This is a genomic window from Mucilaginibacter sp. P2_D11 (assembly GCF_056404435.1).
This window is the reverse complement of record NZ_JBFUEA010000007.1, coordinates 278763-296588: the sequence shown is the minus strand read 5'-3', so window position 1 is coordinate 296588 and position 17826 is coordinate 278763. Positions and strand designations below refer to the sequence as shown.

The 17826-nt window shown below is 47.6% G+C and carries 18 protein-coding genes; 5 read left to right on the top strand and 13 right to left on the bottom strand.

Annotated features, from left to right (window positions below):
- The first annotated feature begins 231 nt into the window (after window positions 1–231).
- The 3 genes from AC1DXC_RS13490 to AC1DXC_RS13480 all read left to right on the top strand — a co-directional run bounded on the left by AC1DXC_RS13490 (window position 232) and on the right by AC1DXC_RS13480 (window position 2946).
- Complete coding sequence (locus AC1DXC_RS13490; RefSeq protein ID WP_477459666.1) at window positions 232–1044, top strand: hypothetical protein; 813 nt, start codon at window positions 232–234, stop codon at window positions 1042–1044.
- Between the two features lie 88 nt (window positions 1045–1132).
- The gene (gene hemW, locus AC1DXC_RS13485; RefSeq protein WP_477459665.1) at window positions 1133–2257 is read left to right on the top strand and encodes a radical SAM family heme chaperone HemW; all 1125 of its coding nucleotides are present in this window, start codon (window positions 1133–1135) and stop codon (window positions 2255–2257) included.
- A 140-nt stretch (window positions 2258–2397) separates the two neighbouring features.
- Window positions 2398–2946, top strand: coding sequence for a fasciclin domain-containing protein (locus AC1DXC_RS13480; protein WP_477459664.1), 549 nt, complete (start codon window positions 2398–2400; stop codon window positions 2944–2946).
- Between the two features lie 105 nt (window positions 2947–3051).
- Here the strand turns inward: AC1DXC_RS13480 and AC1DXC_RS13475 are convergent, their stop codons facing one another.
- Window positions 3052–3609, bottom strand: a complete 558-nt coding sequence (locus tag AC1DXC_RS13475; RefSeq protein WP_477459663.1) for a hypothetical protein — start codon at window positions 3607–3609, stop codon at window positions 3052–3054.
- A gap of 175 nt (window positions 3610–3784) precedes the next feature.
- Here AC1DXC_RS13475 and AC1DXC_RS13470 point away from each other — a divergent pair, with 175 nt between their 5' ends.
- Window positions 3785–4666 carry a cupin-like domain-containing protein gene (locus AC1DXC_RS13470; RefSeq protein ID WP_477459662.1) on the top strand — a complete coding sequence of 294 codons (882 nt, stop codon included), beginning with the start codon at window positions 3785–3787 and terminating at the stop codon, window positions 4664–4666.
- 726 nt (window positions 4667–5392) lie between these two features.
- Window positions 5393–6112, top strand: a complete 720-nt coding sequence (locus AC1DXC_RS13465; protein WP_477459661.1) for a hypothetical protein — start codon at window positions 5393–5395, stop codon at window positions 6110–6112.
- Window positions 6113–6149: 37 nt separating this feature from the next.
- On the opposite strand, the gene AC1DXC_RS13460 is transcribed toward AC1DXC_RS13465, so the two are convergent.
- The 12 genes from AC1DXC_RS13460 to AC1DXC_RS13405 all read right to left on the bottom strand — a co-directional run bounded on the left by AC1DXC_RS13460 (window position 6150) and on the right by AC1DXC_RS13405 (window position 17825).
- A complete protein-coding gene (locus tag AC1DXC_RS13460; protein ID WP_477459660.1) occupies window positions 6150–6392 on the bottom strand; it encodes a CHC2 zinc finger domain-containing protein in 243 nt (80 codons plus the stop codon).
- Between the two features lie 61 nt (window positions 6393–6453).
- A complete protein-coding gene (locus tag AC1DXC_RS13455) occupies window positions 6454–7011 on the bottom strand; it encodes a hypothetical protein (RefSeq protein ID WP_477459659.1) in 558 nt (185 codons plus the stop codon).
- A 173-nt stretch (window positions 7012–7184) separates the two neighbouring features.
- On the bottom strand, window positions 7185–7766 hold the full coding sequence (locus AC1DXC_RS13450) for a TetR/AcrR family transcriptional regulator (protein WP_477459658.1): 582 nt from the start codon (window positions 7764–7766) through the stop codon (window positions 7185–7187).
- Window positions 7767–7835: 69 nt separating this feature from the next.
- Window positions 7836–8585, bottom strand: coding sequence for an SDR family NAD(P)-dependent oxidoreductase (locus AC1DXC_RS13445; RefSeq protein WP_477459657.1), 750 nt, complete (start codon window positions 8583–8585; stop codon window positions 7836–7838).
- A 538-nt stretch (window positions 8586–9123) separates the two neighbouring features.
- Window positions 9124–11097, bottom strand: a complete 1974-nt coding sequence (locus AC1DXC_RS13440) for a sialate O-acetylesterase (protein ID WP_477459656.1) — start codon at window positions 11095–11097, stop codon at window positions 9124–9126.
- An 81-nt stretch (window positions 11098–11178) separates the two neighbouring features.
- A complete protein-coding gene (locus tag AC1DXC_RS13435; protein WP_477459655.1) occupies window positions 11179–11610 on the bottom strand; it encodes a hypothetical protein in 432 nt (143 codons plus the stop codon).
- A gap of 19 nt (window positions 11611–11629) precedes the next feature.
- Window positions 11630–12226 (bottom strand): LutC/YkgG family protein, encoded by a 597-nt coding sequence (locus AC1DXC_RS13430; protein ID WP_477459654.1) that lies wholly within the window; start codon window positions 12224–12226, stop codon window positions 11630–11632.
- Between the two features lie 126 nt (window positions 12227–12352).
- Window positions 12353–13720 (bottom strand): lactate utilization protein B, encoded by a 1368-nt coding sequence (locus AC1DXC_RS13425; RefSeq protein ID WP_477459653.1) that lies wholly within the window; start codon window positions 13718–13720, stop codon window positions 12353–12355.
- Entirely contained in the window at window positions 13717–14466 is a 750-nt protein-coding gene (locus tag AC1DXC_RS13420; RefSeq protein ID WP_477459652.1) for a (Fe-S)-binding protein, read from the bottom strand. The genes AC1DXC_RS13425 and AC1DXC_RS13420 overlap by 4 nt, the downstream gene beginning before the upstream one ends.
- 50 nt (window positions 14467–14516) lie before the next feature.
- A complete protein-coding gene (locus AC1DXC_RS13415; protein WP_477459651.1) occupies window positions 14517–15374 on the bottom strand; it encodes a fumarylacetoacetate hydrolase family protein in 858 nt (285 codons plus the stop codon).
- A gap of 6 nt (window positions 15375–15380) precedes the next feature.
- The gene (locus AC1DXC_RS13410; RefSeq protein ID WP_477459650.1) at window positions 15381–16145 is read right to left on the bottom strand and encodes an SDR family NAD(P)-dependent oxidoreductase; all 765 of its coding nucleotides are present in this window, start codon (window positions 16143–16145) and stop codon (window positions 15381–15383) included.
- Window positions 16146–16160: 15 nt separating this feature from the next.
- The gene (locus AC1DXC_RS13405) at window positions 16161–17825 is read right to left on the bottom strand and encodes a UxaA family hydrolase (RefSeq protein WP_477459649.1); all 1665 of its coding nucleotides are present in this window, start codon (window positions 17823–17825) and stop codon (window positions 16161–16163) included.
- Window position 17826: the final 1 nt, after the last annotated feature.

Genomic DNA, 17826 nt, shown 5'->3' with positions numbered 1-17826 from the left:
TCCTTATACGCAAGCTGTTTTTTTTTGTTTTGGATCTTGTGGAGTTAAATTCACGCTCTAAACAAAGCTTAGCTTACCTTTGCCCCATGGCCGGAATATATTTACTAATTGATATTCAGCATCTTATTTGTTAAGAGTAACAAATAAGTAACAAACGGAATTAACGGAGTTGAAAATTAATGGTCAGTTTACATGGCATGTAATACGTCATCGGCTTTGTATCTTAGAACTATGGAAATAAATTTAATTGCAAAGAATAAGATAGCCGATTATATTCAGCAGCATCCCGAAGCGCAAACAGTTTTTTTAAACTGGCTTAAGAATTTTCCTTATAGGGAAGCAAAAAGTATATCCCGGCAAATTGAAAGATCATCCCCGGGCGAGTCTTCTTCTGCGTCCTCTCCATTAAATAATGGCGAATACCAAATTGAGTATCGTACTAATTATTTGCTTAAAACCACTTATATTTCTTGGCTGGGTACACGAAAAGAACTGGAAGATTATATGCATGCCGAGTTTGAAAAAGAACGGGCCAAAAATCCGGGTTTAAATTTCCGAGTTATAAAAACAACCGTCGTACTTACCCCGCCGCCGCCGATGTCGTCCTCAATAAAGCATACGGGAGAAATAATGGTAAATGCGGACGGCAACCCAGTCAATATTAATTTTATTAAAGAAGTAACCGTACATCCCAGGCCGCTTTATGTAGAAAGCGATCTGGATTACAGAACAAAGGTAGAATATGAGCAGGCCTTAAACAGAGCTATTTCTATTTTTGACGCCCAACCAGATACACCCGAATTTAAGGAATTAAGTTCATTGCTGCCATTAGTGAAACACTATGAGGATACCAAACTTATTTTACCTGAGTTGGACATATCTGATGTTATTAGACTTGAAATAAATAACTTCGACTTATTAAGGCCGATGTTAAAACCCATAATTGGTCGGCAAGAAGAAGTAGACCTGTTTTTGGCAGGCAAACAACAACTCCCAGAACAAATGCTTAAGTTAATATGTAATAATCTTGGAATCCGATATTAATCTAAGCCTTTTTTTAACCAAAATACATCTAACACTTTTTTCATTTTCAAACAATTCATGGCTTACTTTTGCATTTTAAAAATCTCTGATGGCCGGTATCTACCTACATATCCCTTTCTGCAAACAAGCCTGCCATTATTGCGATTTCCATTTCAGCACCTCGTTGAAGTATAAGGACGAAATGCTGCAGGCCCTGCTCAAAGAAATTGCCCTGCAAAAAGATTACCTGGCCGGCGAGGCCATCGAAACCATTTACTTTGGCGGTGGCACGCCATCGGTTTTAGCACCCGACGAAATATGCCGGCTGATAGATGCCATTACCGGCCTGCATACCGTGGCCGCCGATGCCGAGGTTACACTTGAAGCCAACCCCGACGACCTCGACGGAGCTAAACTTAACGGCCTAAGGGCTACGCCCGTCAACCGCTTCAGCATCGGCATACAATCTTTTTATGACGAGGATTTGCAGTGGATGAACCGCGTACATCGCGCTGCCGAAGCAGAGGCATCGGTAATGCGGGCGCAGGATGCAGGCTTCGAGAACATCACTATCGACCTGATCTACGGCTACCCCCTGCTTACCGACGCTAAGTGGAAGCGTAACCTTAGCAAAGCATTCGAATTGCAGGTGCCGCATATATCGGCCTATAGCATGACGGTAGAACCCCAGACCGCCCTTGCCGCATTCATCAGCAAAAAAAAGCAGCCACCCATGAGCGAGCAGCAAAGTGCCGGGCAGTTTACCCTAATGACGGATGCCATGCAGCTAAATGGTTTCGAACAATACGAAATATCAAACTTCTGCAAGCCGGGGCAATACTCGCGCCACAACTCCAACTACTGGCGCGGCGTAAAATACCTCGGCCTCGGTCCATCGGCGCACTCCTTCAATGGCGATACGCGGCAATGGAACATCGCAAACAATGCCCGCTATATGGCCTCGGTTCTGCAGGACGGCAAACTGCCTGCCGAGGTAGAGCAGCTTACCGAAGATAACCGGTTGAACGAATACATCATGACCTCGCTGCGTACCGCCTGGGGCCTGGATACCAACAAGCTCGAGGCCATTGCCGGGGGCTCTGCCGCCATCCTGCTAAAAGCAGCGGAACCTTACTTCGCCGATGGCCAGGTACAACAAACGGATAGCATCATCACCCTTACCCAAAAGGGTAAACTGTATACAGATAACATAGCCGCCGGACTGTTTTTTTGACCTGCGTACGTAATTTACGGGCTTAAGGTATTGAATCTTGTTAGCCGTTTTTGGTGTAACAACATTGCCTTAAAAATAAAACCGGGCCCCTTGTTACGGCGTATCTCCTCATGAAATAACTTATAAAAACAGTACATCTCATGAAAAAAATGATTATCGCGGCCCTTGCTTTAGCAACTATTGCAATTGCCCCAAACACTTATGCACAAACTAAAATGGTGGGCGGTGCGGCTATGTACCCAACCAAAAACATCGTAGAGAATGCGGTAAATTCTAAGGACCATACCACCCTGGTTGCCGCCGTTAAAGCTGCCGGGCTTGTAGAGACCTTGCAATCGGCCGGGCCTTTTACCGTATTTGCACCTACTAACGCAGCTTTCGACAAACTGCCCGCCGGTACGGTAGAGACGCTTTTGAAACCGGAAAACAAAGCGACGCTGACCAAAATTTTAACCTACCACGTGGTTGCGGGTAAATGGAGCGCTGCCAGCCTGATGGCAAAAATTAAAGCAGGCGGCGGCAAAGCCGAACTTAAAACCGTAAGCGGAGGCACCCTGACGGCTATGGTAAAGGGCAAAAAGATTTACCTGGTTGACGAAAAAGGCGGCAAAAGCTGGGTAACCATTGCAGATGTTAACCAAAGCAATGGTGTTATACACGTAGTAAATACCGTGTTAATGCCAAATTAACTGATAAGTGAGTGGTGAATAGAGAATGGTGAGTGGTTTTAAAGCCACTCACCATTTTTTTGGGGACGATTAGCCTATATGATAAACCTGCAATCCCTAAGCGGCTTAGCCGTGCCGGTGCCCAAACGTAAAGCCGTGCGATATCCTTAGGGCTATGATACTGAGCGATGGGTTGCCTGCACCCACAAAAACATGCTCGGCACGCAAACTGATGTTAAACTGTATGCTGCCCGATGGCTCAAACAAATAACCGAAGCCTACGCCGCCTATGGGGCCCTTCACGCTTTGGTCTACCTGGCTGCCATCGGCTTTATACAAGGCGTTGCCGTTAGCATCCAACTTTTGTATATCCGTACCGCCGAAAGTATAGCCGGCTACTGGTTCGGCATAAAAACCAAAATCGTCCTGACCGAAAAACTGGCGGTAGCCGCCCAGCACCGGCGCAACGGCCATGTGGTAATCGTCTTTACTAAAAATGTAAACCCCGGCCTCTACAACGGCGGCACTGTTATCTGTTACAGGAATGCTGAAATTGAGGAACCCGCCGAAACCGAAGGGCGAGAAACCCTTGCTCGATAATTTGGCTACTTCTATCTGCGCGTGGGCGGCGGCATAAATAAACAAGGCTACACAAAGCAGCAGGATTTTTTTAATTGTGGGCATAACGGTTACGGTTTTTTTGTTACAATCAAATTTAAGATTTTATAGCATTCAGCAATAGGAAGTTCCGTTTTTAACAATTTCGTTACTTAAATAGCCGCATTATTTCGTTATTTTGTAAATGCGGGTATTGGTTACGGCCTGGTTGTAGCCATTTAACTACCCGATAGGTTACGATATGAGTTTTAAGCTAAGCCCGATTGATACGGTTGATACCATCTCTCCGGAAGATTTCCGCGAGAAGTACCTGAAGCCGCGCCGCCCGCTGGTGATAAAAGGCCTCACCAAAAGCTGGCCTGCCCGCGAGAAATGGACCCCCGAATATCTCAAGGAAGTGGTAGGCAACAAAGTGGTGCCGCTGTATGATAACTCCAAAGCCGACCCATCTAAACCTATCAATTCATCGGCGAAGGAAATGCCTTTCAACGAGTATATCGACCTGATACGCAGCACCCCTACCGAACTCCGCATCTTCTTCTTCAACATATTCAAACAAGCCCCGCAACTGCTGGATGATGTTGTTTTGCCAAAAGACTTAATGGGCGGTTTCCTGGAAAGCATGCCCGCTATGTTCTTCGGCGGCTCTAACTCGGTTACCTTTTTACATTACGATATCGATCTGCCGCATATCTTCCATACTCATTTCGGCGGCCGCAAACATGTAATACTGTTCGAGAATAAATGGAAACGCCGTTTGTACTGCATACCCAATGCCACTTACGCTTTGGAAGATTATGATGTACAGAACCCGGACGTAAAGAAATTCCCGGCACTGGATGGCGTGGAAGGCACAGAAGTATTCCTGGAACATGGCGACACCCTGTTTATGCCTACCGGCTACTGGCATTGGATGAAGTATATAGATGGTTCGTACTCGCTAAGCCTGCGCGCCTGGGATGCCAGCATTACCCGCAAAGCAGCCAGTCTTTATAACCTGGCCATAAAAGGCGGCGTAGATAGCTTGCTGAAGATGGCCTTTAAAGGCAAGTACGCCAAATACCGCGAAGCCCTGGCTATAAAATGGGCCGAAAAAGAACTGGCAGAGGGGAAACCTTTATAGATACAGAAAAAAACGTCATGTTGAACTTGTTTCAACACCCCATCATAAAAGTAGCCACCTTACTGGCCACTATGCATGACCGCTTTTCATCGCCGCGAACTAATCAGATGGGGTACCGAAATAAATTCGGCATGACGGGGCGAAAAGAACGTCATCCTTGTTCAACACCCCATCACAAAAGTGGCCAAAATGCAAATCGCATTGCATAATAGTAATCCTGCCGTGTGGGGTGCCGAAATAAATCGATATCATGGAATAGGGCAATAAAGGGCTTACGCGAGTGCCATCATCGTCTCCTTATTGGGGCCTCATATTGCTTCGGGACTTTGGAGGTTGTATTTCTTTTCCTTAAAAAACAGTGCATTTTTTTTTAAAAAAGTGAAATAACTATCATAACACCGTGGTATATTTAAGCTGATTTACATAAAGCCTATGCCGCGCCAGCTTATCACATTTATTTGGTTGTTATTTTTTTTACCCGGTTGCACAAGGCATAGCCAAACTGCTGTTAAGGAAAAAAATATTTACCGCGATACAAAGAATCCAGACAATTATAACGTTAGGATAAAAATTCCCGATGCCTGGATTGAGAAAGTTCGCCGGTTTAATTACAGCCGGAACACTCAACCTATAATACGTGAATTTGAAAGTTTTATAAAACCGGATACCATCCACAATCCACATTCCCAACACATTGATGAAGGGTATGGCCGTGTGCTCAACCCGATGTTTATAGACCTTGATGGCATCCCAGGGGAAGAAATGATATGTTTAATAGGCTGGGATGTAAGCTCGCCTTATCTTGGAGTGTTTAAACAAATCAATAGTCAATGGTACCTGTTGTACCTCGAAAACATTTGGGTGTTTAACGCAGGCACAGAGCTATCTGTGGCCAATAACTTTGCTGCAAACAAAGTTTTTTATTGCAGGCATTTATACGCCACAGGTACTTGTATATATAACGATGGTTATACTTTTTATAAGTTAATTAACAATAGGGTTTATCCCTGTCTTAAGTTAGCAAACAAAATAAACTCTTGCGGTTGGTCGTCTTACCCAAACCAGGATGTACAAACTACTTTTTATTTTCGCGGAGATGATGCGGACGAGATTGGAGTGGATTATGTTTACAATTTCTCTTATACCCCTAAACTTCGACGCGAAGCACCAGAAAATGAGGACGATTCCATTATAAAAGGGGAAGATTATGTTACTTACATATGGGATGCGAAAAGCCTTTCTTACAAACTAAATATACCCCACTTTAAAAAGGGGCCAGAGGATTTAACGGCAGAGAAAATCGCCTGTTTCGGCATATTCAATAATACCCTGTTCGTAAAAGCTTTCCGCAGCGAAATTAATGACATTCTTAAAACCGGAACAACCCGGCAAAAAATTGCCTTAAAAGAAATCTCCGATAACGCGAATGAAGATAACAGGAAGTAATGTAGTATCTGTCGCAGTCACTTTATTGCAGCTTAGCCTACGCGCTAAACTCTTGCTTAGCCAGCTGACTTACCACTTCGTTGCGGTTTTTGCCATCTATCAACATCAGAAATTCTACCGGGCCACCTTCTGCGCCACAGCCCATACATTTAAAGTAATTACTCTGAGCAATGATCATCAGCGATGTAGTTTCATCGTTATGAAAAGGGCAGCGGCCTTTGAGTGCTTTGCGGCTTTGCTGTAACAGGATATGTTTGGAGGCGATTTCGACGAGGTCCATAGCCTGCAAACTTAAACACTGTGATTTTGCCCTGCAATGGGTGTGGATAAGTTGAGGGGTATTAGCTTCTATTTCGAGGTCTTAAAGGCATGGCTACCGTTTTCCCTGAATCGGCCAAATAAACGTAGTGCCCGCTTATTATTTCCTTAAGCCAACCATCCTTGTCGGTAATAACCCGCATTGTTTTTGGATTGATATTTTCAATGATACTTTCTTCTTCGAAAACGTGTCTATCATCTGCCCCATGCCTCCCGCCGGTAACCCCAGGCAATAGCTTAAAATGCTTAACATTTGCGTCTTTAATTTTTATACAGACCATGCCAGCATCTGTTGGCCGGTAGTTGTACACAAAGTTTTTGTCTTTGGCAAACCAGCTACCGTCAATCACTTCAAAGGTAAAAGGATCGAGGTCCTGGGGGATGGTACCTTTAAAATAGGTCTCCCCATCAGCATCGGGATGCTCTGCAGGCGGCGGCGCATAGGTTTTTTGGAACAGCCGACCGGTTTTGCTGCGGTAAAACTGATTTTTAATGTGGGCGAGCCTGGCACTGTCTTTTAGTTCAAAATAGTCTGCACTATCAGTCACCGGTAAAGCGGCGGGCGTTGGTGTGCCTGCCATATCTGACGATTTTTTGGTGGCGGGAAATTTGCAGGAGATTTGGGCGAGCAGAAAAACCAGAAGGCAAACTGATATAAATGGACGCTTCATGATTTACGTGTAAATGTTAAACCAAGTGATAAACTAAACTATTATTTCATAAAACTAAACCGGGATGATTAGCCTTGTATCCCCTACCCCAACACCATCACCGCTGTATTGATAATATCATCGAAAACGGCCCTGTCGCAGGTTGATTTGGCGGTTACCTGTATGCCTTTTACGGTGTTGAACATAAACCTGGCCAGGGCGCGGGCATCCTTATTATTGGCAATCTCGCCGTTTTGCTGGCCGTTTTGGATAACAGTATAAAATGCTTCTTCTACTTGCTGGTCGTTCTTTTGGATCACCTCGCTCACCTGCTTATCGTGCAGTGCCACTTCAACTTCGGCGTTCACCATAAAACAGCCTTTCTGGCTTTTATCGTTCAATAATCCGCCAATCACAAATTCCAGTAAGCTCTTAACGGTTTCCTTAGCTGGCTTGCCACTATTGATAACACAGGCAAACTTTTCCGAATTAACGCTCTGGTAACTTTCCAGTGCTTTCATAAACAAGGTGTGCTTATCCCCATAGGTATCGTACAGACTGGAGCGACTGATGCCCAGCCCGTCTACCAGGTCCTGCATCGAGGTGGCGCTATATCCTTTGAGCCAGAATATATCCACCGCCTTTTTCAGCACTTCATTTTCATCGAAATCTTTTGTCCTTGCCATAACTGCGGATAGCCTTGCTTAATAATAAGCAAAGCTATCCATTTTTTTATTGTTTATTAACGGCCCTGATTACCTAACGCCACCACCTGCAAGCAGGGTTTCGTTGGTTAACCAGCGCGAATCTTCAGATGCCAGGAACACGGCTATCAGCGCGATGTCTTCCGGCTGACCGATACGGCCAAGCGGCGTAGTTTTTACGGCTTCGTGATGGAAATCACTGCCGATGAAACCCGCGGTGTGCGTGCCTTCGGTTTCTACCATGCCCGGGTTGATAGAGTTTACCCTGATATTCTTGGGCCCAAGCTCTTTAGCCAATACGTGGGTAATGGCATCTACAGCACCTTTAGTAGCACTATAAACGGCGCTGCCCACTGGTGTGATAGCGCTCACTACCGAGCCAATGTTAATGATGCTGCCACCATTAGGGTTAAAGCTGGCCACCGCACCCTGTGTAGCCAACAGTAAACCAAGCACGTTGGTATCAAACTGTTTGTGGAAATGTTCTTCGCTGATCTGCTCTATCTGGCCAAATTCATACACGCCTGCATTGTTTACCAATACATCCACCGGGCCAAAGGCTTTTGTTGTTTCTTCGAACAAGCGTGTAACATCTGCCGTGCTTGATACGCTGCCCTGTACCGCGATGGCTTTGCCACCTGCAGCTACAATTTCTTCAACCACTTTATCGGCGCCAGCCTTTGATGATGCATAATTTACTACCACCGATGCACCTGCTTCGGCAAGGCTTTTTGCAATACCGGCACCAATACCTTTTGATGCGCCTGTTACTACTGCTACTTTATCTGCTAACTTTTTCATTTCGTTTTTTTGATTAATTTTGTTTATTGGAATAATCGTTCCACAAATGTACAATCAAAATGGAACGAACGTTCCGCTATTTGAAATTATTAGTCAGGGATGACAAATGGCCATGCCACATCTCTGCGAGATGGTTACCGGCATCAATGGTATTATTGAGTATTGGACTGCTTTTTCCGGGCTGAAAATTCCTGGAAATTCATAGGTAAACCTGTACGATTTATTGGAAAAAGCTGGAAATTATTTTGCTGCCTGCACAAGCATGATTTAGCCAAAAACGGCCATTCCGCTCAAATTTGGCTGTTTTTAGGCAAGCAAAGAAAAAGCCCTAAAAAAGCGCAAAAGCTAAGAAAACCACAGAAAACCACAGAAAAACGCAGATTTTTGATGGTATTTTAGCGAATTTAAGCCTGTAGCAATGCCGAAAAATCAGTGTATAAACTTTTTCGGTCCGACCCAATTTCGCCCGGATTTTTCCTGATTTTCTATAAAATAAACCTGGACAAGATTACGCTCTGTTTAGACAAGACTTGATGCCTTACTTCTTCCCGAAAGTACTGTACTGCCAGCTATCCGTACGGAACGGCGATGCAGGCAGCCCTGCCCCATTGTACAAGTTGCAAACCGGGTTATTGGCCCAGGCGTAGCGTACGGCTACCGGGTTTTTTACGTTCGGGCTACTCACGGTAACCTTATTTCCGTCTACCACGGCATCGGCCCAGTAGAACTTCTGGTCGGCACCCGCAATGGCGAAGCCTGTGAGCGTGCCGTCCTTAGCCTTCAGGCCATCCGCGTGCTTGAATTTTATGTTGATAGCATCGCCATTGACTTTAAAGGATTTATAAACCGGGCCTGAATAGGCATCCGCCTGCCCGTAATTTTTGGCCAGGGCAATCAGCGCAAGCCTGCGGCTTACCTCCTGTTTGTTTTTTGGGTGGATATCCAGGGCCTCGCCTACGTCTATCGCAACGGCCATGCCGGTGTAAGGCAGGGCTAAAGTGGTGGCCTGCACATCGCGCAATTCGGCCCAGGCCGATGGTACGGGTTGCGGACTAACCGGCATAAAATTAGCCAGCTGCACAAAATAGAAAGCCATTTTGGGGTTGTTCCAGTCGCGGCGCCAATCGTTTATTAATGCGGGGAACAGTTCGCCGTACTGCTGTGCACGGTCTGCATTTGCTTCGCCCTGATACCATATGGCGCCTTTTACTGCGTATTGGGTAAACGGGTTTATCATGGCGTTGTACAGCACCGAGGGTCGGTTTGGCCCATCGTTTAGCACAGGTGCGGGGAAGCCTTTTAAATCAACCGCTGCATTATACTGCCATGGCCCTTCTAACGGAATGCGTTCGCCGGTTTTGCTTTGCAAAAACATTACGCCTTTTTTACCCATGAAGCCGCCGCCGCCGCCGGTATCAACAACGCGTACGGTTATAACCATTTGGCCTGCTTTTACTTTTTCTGCCGGGATAATGTAATTACGGGGCGCGGCATAATTGTTGGTCTCCCCAATTTTTTCACCGTTAACAAAAGTGATATCGTTATCATCAATAGCGCCGAGGCTAAGCGTAAGCTCCTTCCCTGCCATTGCATCGGGCACATTTATTGTTTTACGAAACCAAACAATACCATCAAAATTGGGCAGTGCAGCAGTTTCCCAGGCACCGGGTAATTGCATGGTTTTCCAGCCTGTCGAATCAATATTTGGCGCCGCCCAAACGGGTACGCCGTTTTGGTAGCCGCCATCCTTCGCTATAACCGCGGCTTGCCAGGCCGCCATTTCGGTGTTGTACAGGGCGAGGCTCTGCTCTTTGTTCAGGCTTTTCATAGTGTGGTAAGCTTTGGCCAGGTCGGGCAATTGCTTCACGGTGTTCTCGCTGGTCCAGGCCTCTACAATAGTGCCGCCCCATGAGGAGTGTATCAAACCAATGGGAATGCCCGTTTTTTTGTAAATATCCCTTGCAAAAAAGTAAGCCACAGCAGAAAACTTTGCTACTGTTTGCGGGGTACAGGGCTGCCAACCGCCGCCGGTAATTTTGGCGTCATCAAGGGCAACGTTGCTGTTGGCCTGCTCTACCTGTAACAGGCGGATATTGGGGTACTGCGCATCGGCCAGCTCCTGCTGGTAATTAATCACCTGAAACCAGCCCGATACCGGGAACTCCATGTTAGATTGCCCGGACGCTACCCAAACCTCGCCTATCAGCACGTTTTTAAGGGTGACGGCCTCGCCATCGCTTACCGTAATATCGTAAGGCCCGCCGTAGCTTGGTGTGGCCAGCATCACTTTCCATTTGCCATCGGCACCGGCAACAACAGTATATTTTTTTGTACTCCAGGTGGTAGTAACCGACACCGTTTTGCCCGGTTCGGCTTTGCCCCAAATTGCAGCTTTCGTTTTTTGCTGCAGCACCATATTATCGCTAAAAACAGAAGGTAATACCACTTTAGCATCAGCACAAAGGGCAGTAGCTAACAGTGTGATAAGGAGAAGGGAACGAAGGATTTTCATATATTTAAGGTTAGAGCAAATATTGGTTTTTATTTGATGAAATGAAAGGGCGAAAGGACCATTTTGATATTGCTAAGAGGGTTAAGCAACCTGCCCAACTAAAGTCATAATGGCATAAATGCTAACCATTGATGCCCGTCCTGTCTCTATAAATATTTCAAAATTTAGTTGATTACTATCTTTTAAATGGCCTACCGTATAGGGACTCTGTTCATGGCCTTTAAAATCATTCCAGTCCCAGCTTTTAACCTCTGCGGCTTTAATTGTTTTTTGTATTCCTTGTTTACAGGTTATAATCTGGGCTGTTGTAACTAATGTCCAATTCCTTTCATCGATAAAGATTTGAGAAATTGGCAGTTCTTCTTCATTAACCCTTCTAATTTTAAAAGCATCTTGAATGTCGTCAAAAGTTGTCGATTCAAATATTTTGGTTAATGGAAAATCAAATGGCCTACTCGAGCGCCGCTTTATTGCAGCCAAACAAATATTCCTTATCGACTTGTCGCTTTTCATCAATATAATATACAGCAAATTAACCCACCAAAACAAATATGCTTAAACTCCTTGGCCCATGTGCCCCTAGTACCAAAGATTGCTCAATATCGGCGGTTTTTGACGGGCCGGCGATAAATGCGGCAAAGCCATGGTCGCTGCCTTGGGTACGGAGATAGGCGGCGTGCATATCGGCCACAATATCTGCGGCTTTAACCACCAGAGCCAAATGTTGGCAGATAAAGGGCAGCACCCGCGTACCCATTTGCCTTTCGGTAACCCAAAGGGCACTATTCTCAGCAACACCGAATTCGGCCTGCAAAATTGCCAGTTCCACGTTCTCCATTTCGTGCGGGGCATTATTGGCAAACAGGGCGGCATCTTTGGCTATATCCAGCAATTCGGGCAGGGAAGTTAATACCCGCGAACCCGGGGCAATTACCAGATGGGCTTTCAAATCAGCAATGCTATCAACCAGCACCACCCTGCTACCTACGTTACCGGCAACGGTAGAAAAAGTCTCCAACAATGCGCCTTTTGCATTGGCCTTATCTTCCCATACGGCAATATCCGGCGCGGCTACCAATGGTGGCTGGTTGCGGCGTACGTCTGCTAATACTTTATCACGGGTGGTCATTTTGATTTCGGATGTTATTTATCACTTATCGCTCGGCTATTTTACTCACCCCGACGGCCCGCAATACGCGGGCGTCGACCCTCTCTGCTTCGCAAAGAGGGTGAGGAGTTGTTCCCGTCTCATATCTCACTTCTCAAATCTATTCCTACGGTACCATTCCCCGAATGATTCCTTCGGTGCATCGGGCATATCGCGTTGCTTGTACCATGGATTCAGCGGGTTGTTTACCGCGAAGGGCGCATGCTTAATCACCCAGCGACCTGCTTTGCCTGCCAGGCGGTAAACCTTTGGCGAGGACAGCGTATAGGCCATGGCCTGCATAGCAGCGGCTTTCTTTTTATCGCCGTAACCTTCTTTAACGATAACCTGCCGCCATTTATACAACTGCTCGTGTATATCTATCTTCACCGGGCAAACATTACTGCACGATCCGCAAAGTGTGGAAGCAAAGGGCAAATCGGCATATTGCTTCATATCCAGGTTCGGCGCTAAAATAGAACCTATGGGCCCTGCCACAGCCGTATGGTAGCTATGCCCACCGCTACGGCGGTAAACCGGGCAGGTATTCATGCAGGCGCCGCAACGGATGCATTTTAGCGAGTTGCGGAAATCTTCGCGACCAAGCTGTACGCTGCGGCCGTTATCCACCAGCACGATGTGCATCTCCTGCCCCGGCCTTGGCCTTTTAAAATGACTGCTATATGTGGTAATGGGTTGGCCCGTTGCACTGCGGGTAAGCAGGCGCAGAAACACGCCAAGGTCTTTACGTTTAGGGATTAGTTTCTCTATCCCCATGCTGGCGATGTGCACATCTGAAAGGTGCGCACCCATATCGGCGTTGCCCTCGTTGGTACATACCACAAACTCGCCGGTTTCTGCTACCGCGAAGTTGACGCCGGTAAGCGCTGCCCTGCGGGAGAGGAATGTATTGCGTAAATGGATTCGCGCCGTTTCGGTAAGTACCTGCGGGTCGGCTTCGCCTTTGGCGCTGCCCAAATGCTCGTGGAATATATCGCCTATTTCTTCTTTTTTCTTGTGGATGCAGGGCAGTACGATATGGCTCGGCGGTTCTTTGGCCAACTGCACGATGAGCTCGCCCAAATCGGAATCCACCACGCTGATGCCTTGCTCTTCCAGGTAATGGTTCAGGTGGCATTCCTCGGTAAGCATAGATTTGCTTTTCACCATCTGGCTGATGCCATGGCGTCTGAGAATACTGTGAACTATTTGGTTATGCTCTTTAGCATCTGCCGCCCAATGCACGCGAATACCATTATTGCTGGCCTGCCGCTCAAACTGCTCCAGATAGTCCGCGAGGTTGGATAATACGTTGTGCTTTATTTGCGAAGCCGCTTCCCGCAACTCTTCCCAATCGGATATCTGGTGCGATGCTTTGTCACGTTTTTGGCGAACGAACCAAAGGGTTTCGTCGTGCCAGTCTACCCGCTGCTCGTCTTTATTGAATATTTCGGAGAGTTCGGCGTGGTCCTTCATGCTATGGGCTCCTTTACGCCATTTAGTATCTCGGCAATGTGTATTACCTTTACGCCGCTTTTTTGCCTTTTCAGGATGCCCTCCATGTGCATCAGGCAACTGAGGTCGGCAGCGGTGATGTATTCTGCTCCATTTTGTATGTGGTCGGCCACGCGGTCCTTACCCATCTTAGCCGATACAGCTTCCTCTGCTACGCAAAAAGTACCGCCAAAGCCGCAGCATTCATCGCTACGGGTTAAGGGTACCAGCTCCAGTCCTTCTACCATCCCCAACAAGCTGCCGGGTTTGGAGTAGGGCGAAGCGGTCAATTCCGTCATCTGCGCTAATTTTAGTCCGCGCTGGCCGTGGCAGCTTTGGTGCAGGCCAACACGGTGCGGAAATTTGGCATCCAGCTTCTCAACCTTTAAAACATCCGTTAAAAACTCGGTCAGTTCGTATATTTTCTTGCGGATGCCGGTTGCGGCATCCTCGTTATCATGCGAATGTAAGTGCTCCTTAATGTGCAGGGCGCAGCTGCCCGATGGCGATACCACGTAATCGTATTCTGCAAAATTATCCACGAACAGGTCATTACATCCCCCCGTTAAATGCTCGTAGCCGGAGTTGGCCATGGGCTGCCCGCAGCAGGTTTGCTGCGTCGGGTAACCTACCTCTACCCCAAGCTTTTCCAGCAACTCCAACGTCGCAATAGCCGCGTTGGGGTAAAACTGGTCGACGTAACAAGGGATAAACAAGCCTACTTTCATGTTACAAATCTGCAATATGCGTATCTATTAACTGTCCTCTACTGTATGATTTATGCTTTTGCGTAAGCCACTACTTCCTGCCTCGAAGTTCCTAAACCGTCGATGCCCAATTCAACCACGTCGCCAGGTTTAAGGTACACGGGCGGTTTAAAGCCCAGGCCTACGCCTGCAGGTGTGCCGGTAGAAATCACGTCGCCCGGAAGCAGAGTCATAAATTGGCTGATATAGGAAATCACAAATGGCACTTTAAAGATGAAGTTGGAGGTGTTGCCATCCTGCATGGTAGTGCCGTTTACTTTGAGCCAAAGGCGCAACGCATCCACATCGCCGGCCTCATCCGGCGTTACCAGGTAAGGGCCCATCGGCGCGAAGGTATCACAGCCTTTGCCTTTGTCCCAGGTACCGTTACGCTCCAACTGGAACTCGCGTTCGGATACATCGTTGTGCAGCACATAGCCTGCAATGTAATCCGCAGCTTCGCTTTCATCCACATAAGAGGCTTTTTTGCCGATTACCACTGCAAGCTCTACCTCCCAATCGGTTTTTACCGAATTGCGGGGGATCATGATCTCATCATTTGGGCCTACCAGCGAGGTGGTGCTTTTCATGAAGATAATGGGTTCTGATGGCGTTGCCGCGTTGGTTTCTTTAGCGTGGTCGGCGTAGTTAAGGCCGATACATACGATTTTTGACGGCCTGGCTATGGGGCTGCCTAAACGCGTTCCTTCAGGAATCGGCTTTAGTTCGCTTTGGTGCGCTTTTAAGTAAGCTTCCAATTCGGCAACACCGCCGCGTTCAAAGAATTTCTCATCGTAATCGCTGTTCAAAAAAGAGGCATCGTAGTTAACGCCATTAATATGTATGCCTGTTTTCTCTTCGCCGGCGTTGCCAAATCTTATTAGTTTCATTTGCTGTTAGTTGTTTAAAGTAATAAAGCCACCATCGATAGGGTAATCGGTACCGGTGATAAATCCGGCTTCGTCTGAACATAGGTACAAGGCCAGCGAAGCTACTTCATCCGGTTTGCCCATGCGCCCAATGGGCTGGCTTTTGGATAGCTTCTCGAATATTTCCGCCTCTTTGCCGGCATAATTCTTTGCAATAAAGCCATCCACGAATGGCGTATGCACACGCGCTGGCGATATGCTGTTGCAGCGGATATTATCGGCCATATAATCGCGCGCTACAGAAAGCGTCATGGCGAAAATGGCGCCTTTGCTCATGCTGTAGGCAAACCTATCGGTAATACCCACGTGCGCCGCTATGGATGCCATGTTGAGGATAACACCGCCGCCATGTTGTTTCATGGACGGTACCGCCGCAAAAAGGCAGTTATAGGCACCCTTTACGTTTACGTTGTATATGCGATCCAGATCGGCTTCGCCGGTGTTCAGCAGGCTGCCTACGTGGGCAATGCCCGCGTTGTTCACCAGGATATCTACCTTGCCTATCTTACCGAATACGCCTAATACCGCCTGCTGATCGGCTACATTGGCGGCGTGCGATTCAGCTTTACCGCCTGCAGTAGCAATCTCTTCAACTACGCCGGTTGCCGCATCGGCATTCAATTCGATAATGTGTACGGTTGCTCCTTGTTGGGCAAACAGCAAGGCGATGGCTTTACCTATGCCGCTGCCGCCGCCGGTAATGACGGCTATCTTATTTGCTAAGCTGAACATATTTTTCCTTAGGTTTTATAATGACACCCCACGTTTCCATGGGATAAAATCGTCCTGCCCCAATTGCACTGCCTTCGGCCTGATGTTGCCGCTGGCTACCTCCACCACGTAATCCAGCAAGCGGTGCGTGGCTTGTTCTATAGTTTCTTCGCCCTCTATGATGGTACCGCAGTTAAAATCGATGATATCGGGCATGCGGTTATATAATTTGGTATTGGTTGATAGCTTTACCACGGGCGCGATCGGGTTCCCTGTTGGCGTGCCTAAACCTGTTGTAAATAGCACAATGTTTGTGCCCGAACCCACTACTGCCGTGGTGCTTTCCACATCGCTTCCTGGGGTGCAAAGTAGGTTGAGGCCGGGTTTGGTCACTTTTTCCGGGTAATCAAGCACCGCCGCCACGGGCGAAGTGCCGCCTTTTTTTGCTGCCCCGGCAGATTTGATCGCATCGGTAATGAGTCCGTCGCGGATGTTGCCCGGTGATGGGTTGGCGTAAAAGCCCGAACCATCTGCCTCTGCTTTGGCAGCGTATGTGGTCATCAGGCTCATGAATTTCTGTGCCGTTGGTTCGTCTATACAGCGGTCGCTAAGTTCCTGCTCCACGCCGCAAAGCTCGGGAAACTCGGCCAGTACCACGCTGCCGCCAAGGGTTACCAATATATCCGACAGATAGCCCAGCACCGGGTTAGCCGAGATCCCGGAAAACCCATCCGAGCCGCCACATTCCAAACCAATATTCAGTTTATTTAAGGGTGCAGGTTCGCGCTGTTGTTTATTCACTTCTATTAGCCCGGCAAAAGTTTGTTTCAAAGCTTCGTGTAGTAAACGGCTTTCGGTGCCCAGCTTTTGCTGCTCTAAAATCACTAAGGGCTTTGAGAAATTGGGGTCGCGTTTTTTTATCTCATCCTGCAAAATGCTGGCCTGTGCATGCTGGCAGCCCAGGCTCAATACGGTCGCGCCCGCCACGTTGGGATGCGTAATATAGCCCGCCAATAATCCGCAAAGCGCATCAGAATCTGTACGTGTGCCGCCGCAGCCCATATCGTGGTTCAGGAATTTGATACCATCTACGTTAGCGAATACTTTCCTCGATGATTCGCCTTGGGCCGTCATCTTCAAATCGGCCTGCAAAATCTCCTGAACTGATTTGCCCGTTTGCAGCATATCTATCAATTGGTCCACTTCGTCTTCGTAGCCGCGGGGCTTAGCGAAGCCCAGTTTTTCCAGCATGGCTTCCTTCAATACATTAATGTTGCGGTTCTCGCAAAACACCAGCGGTATTACCAGCCAGTAATTGGCCGTGCCCACGCTGCTATCGGTACGGTGGTAGCCCATAAAGGTCCTATCCGCGTAAGCGCTTACATCGGGCTGGTGCCATTGCGTTTTGCGGCTGCCCAGCTTAAAACCGTCGGCGGCGTGCAGGATATTTTCGGTAGTAATTGCCCCGCCCTGCGGTATGTGCTGACTGGCCTTGCCTACCAATACGCCATACATATGTATCTCGTCGCCTGGCTGTAGCGCCTCAAGGGTAAATTTGTGCTTACCGGCTACATCATTGGCCAATACCAGGCTGGTATTTCCGTGCTGTATGGACGTGCCTTTTGGCAAATCGGTAAGGGCTACCAATACGTTATCGGCAGGGTGTATCTGCAGGAAGGTGAGTTTTTCTTTTGCTACCATG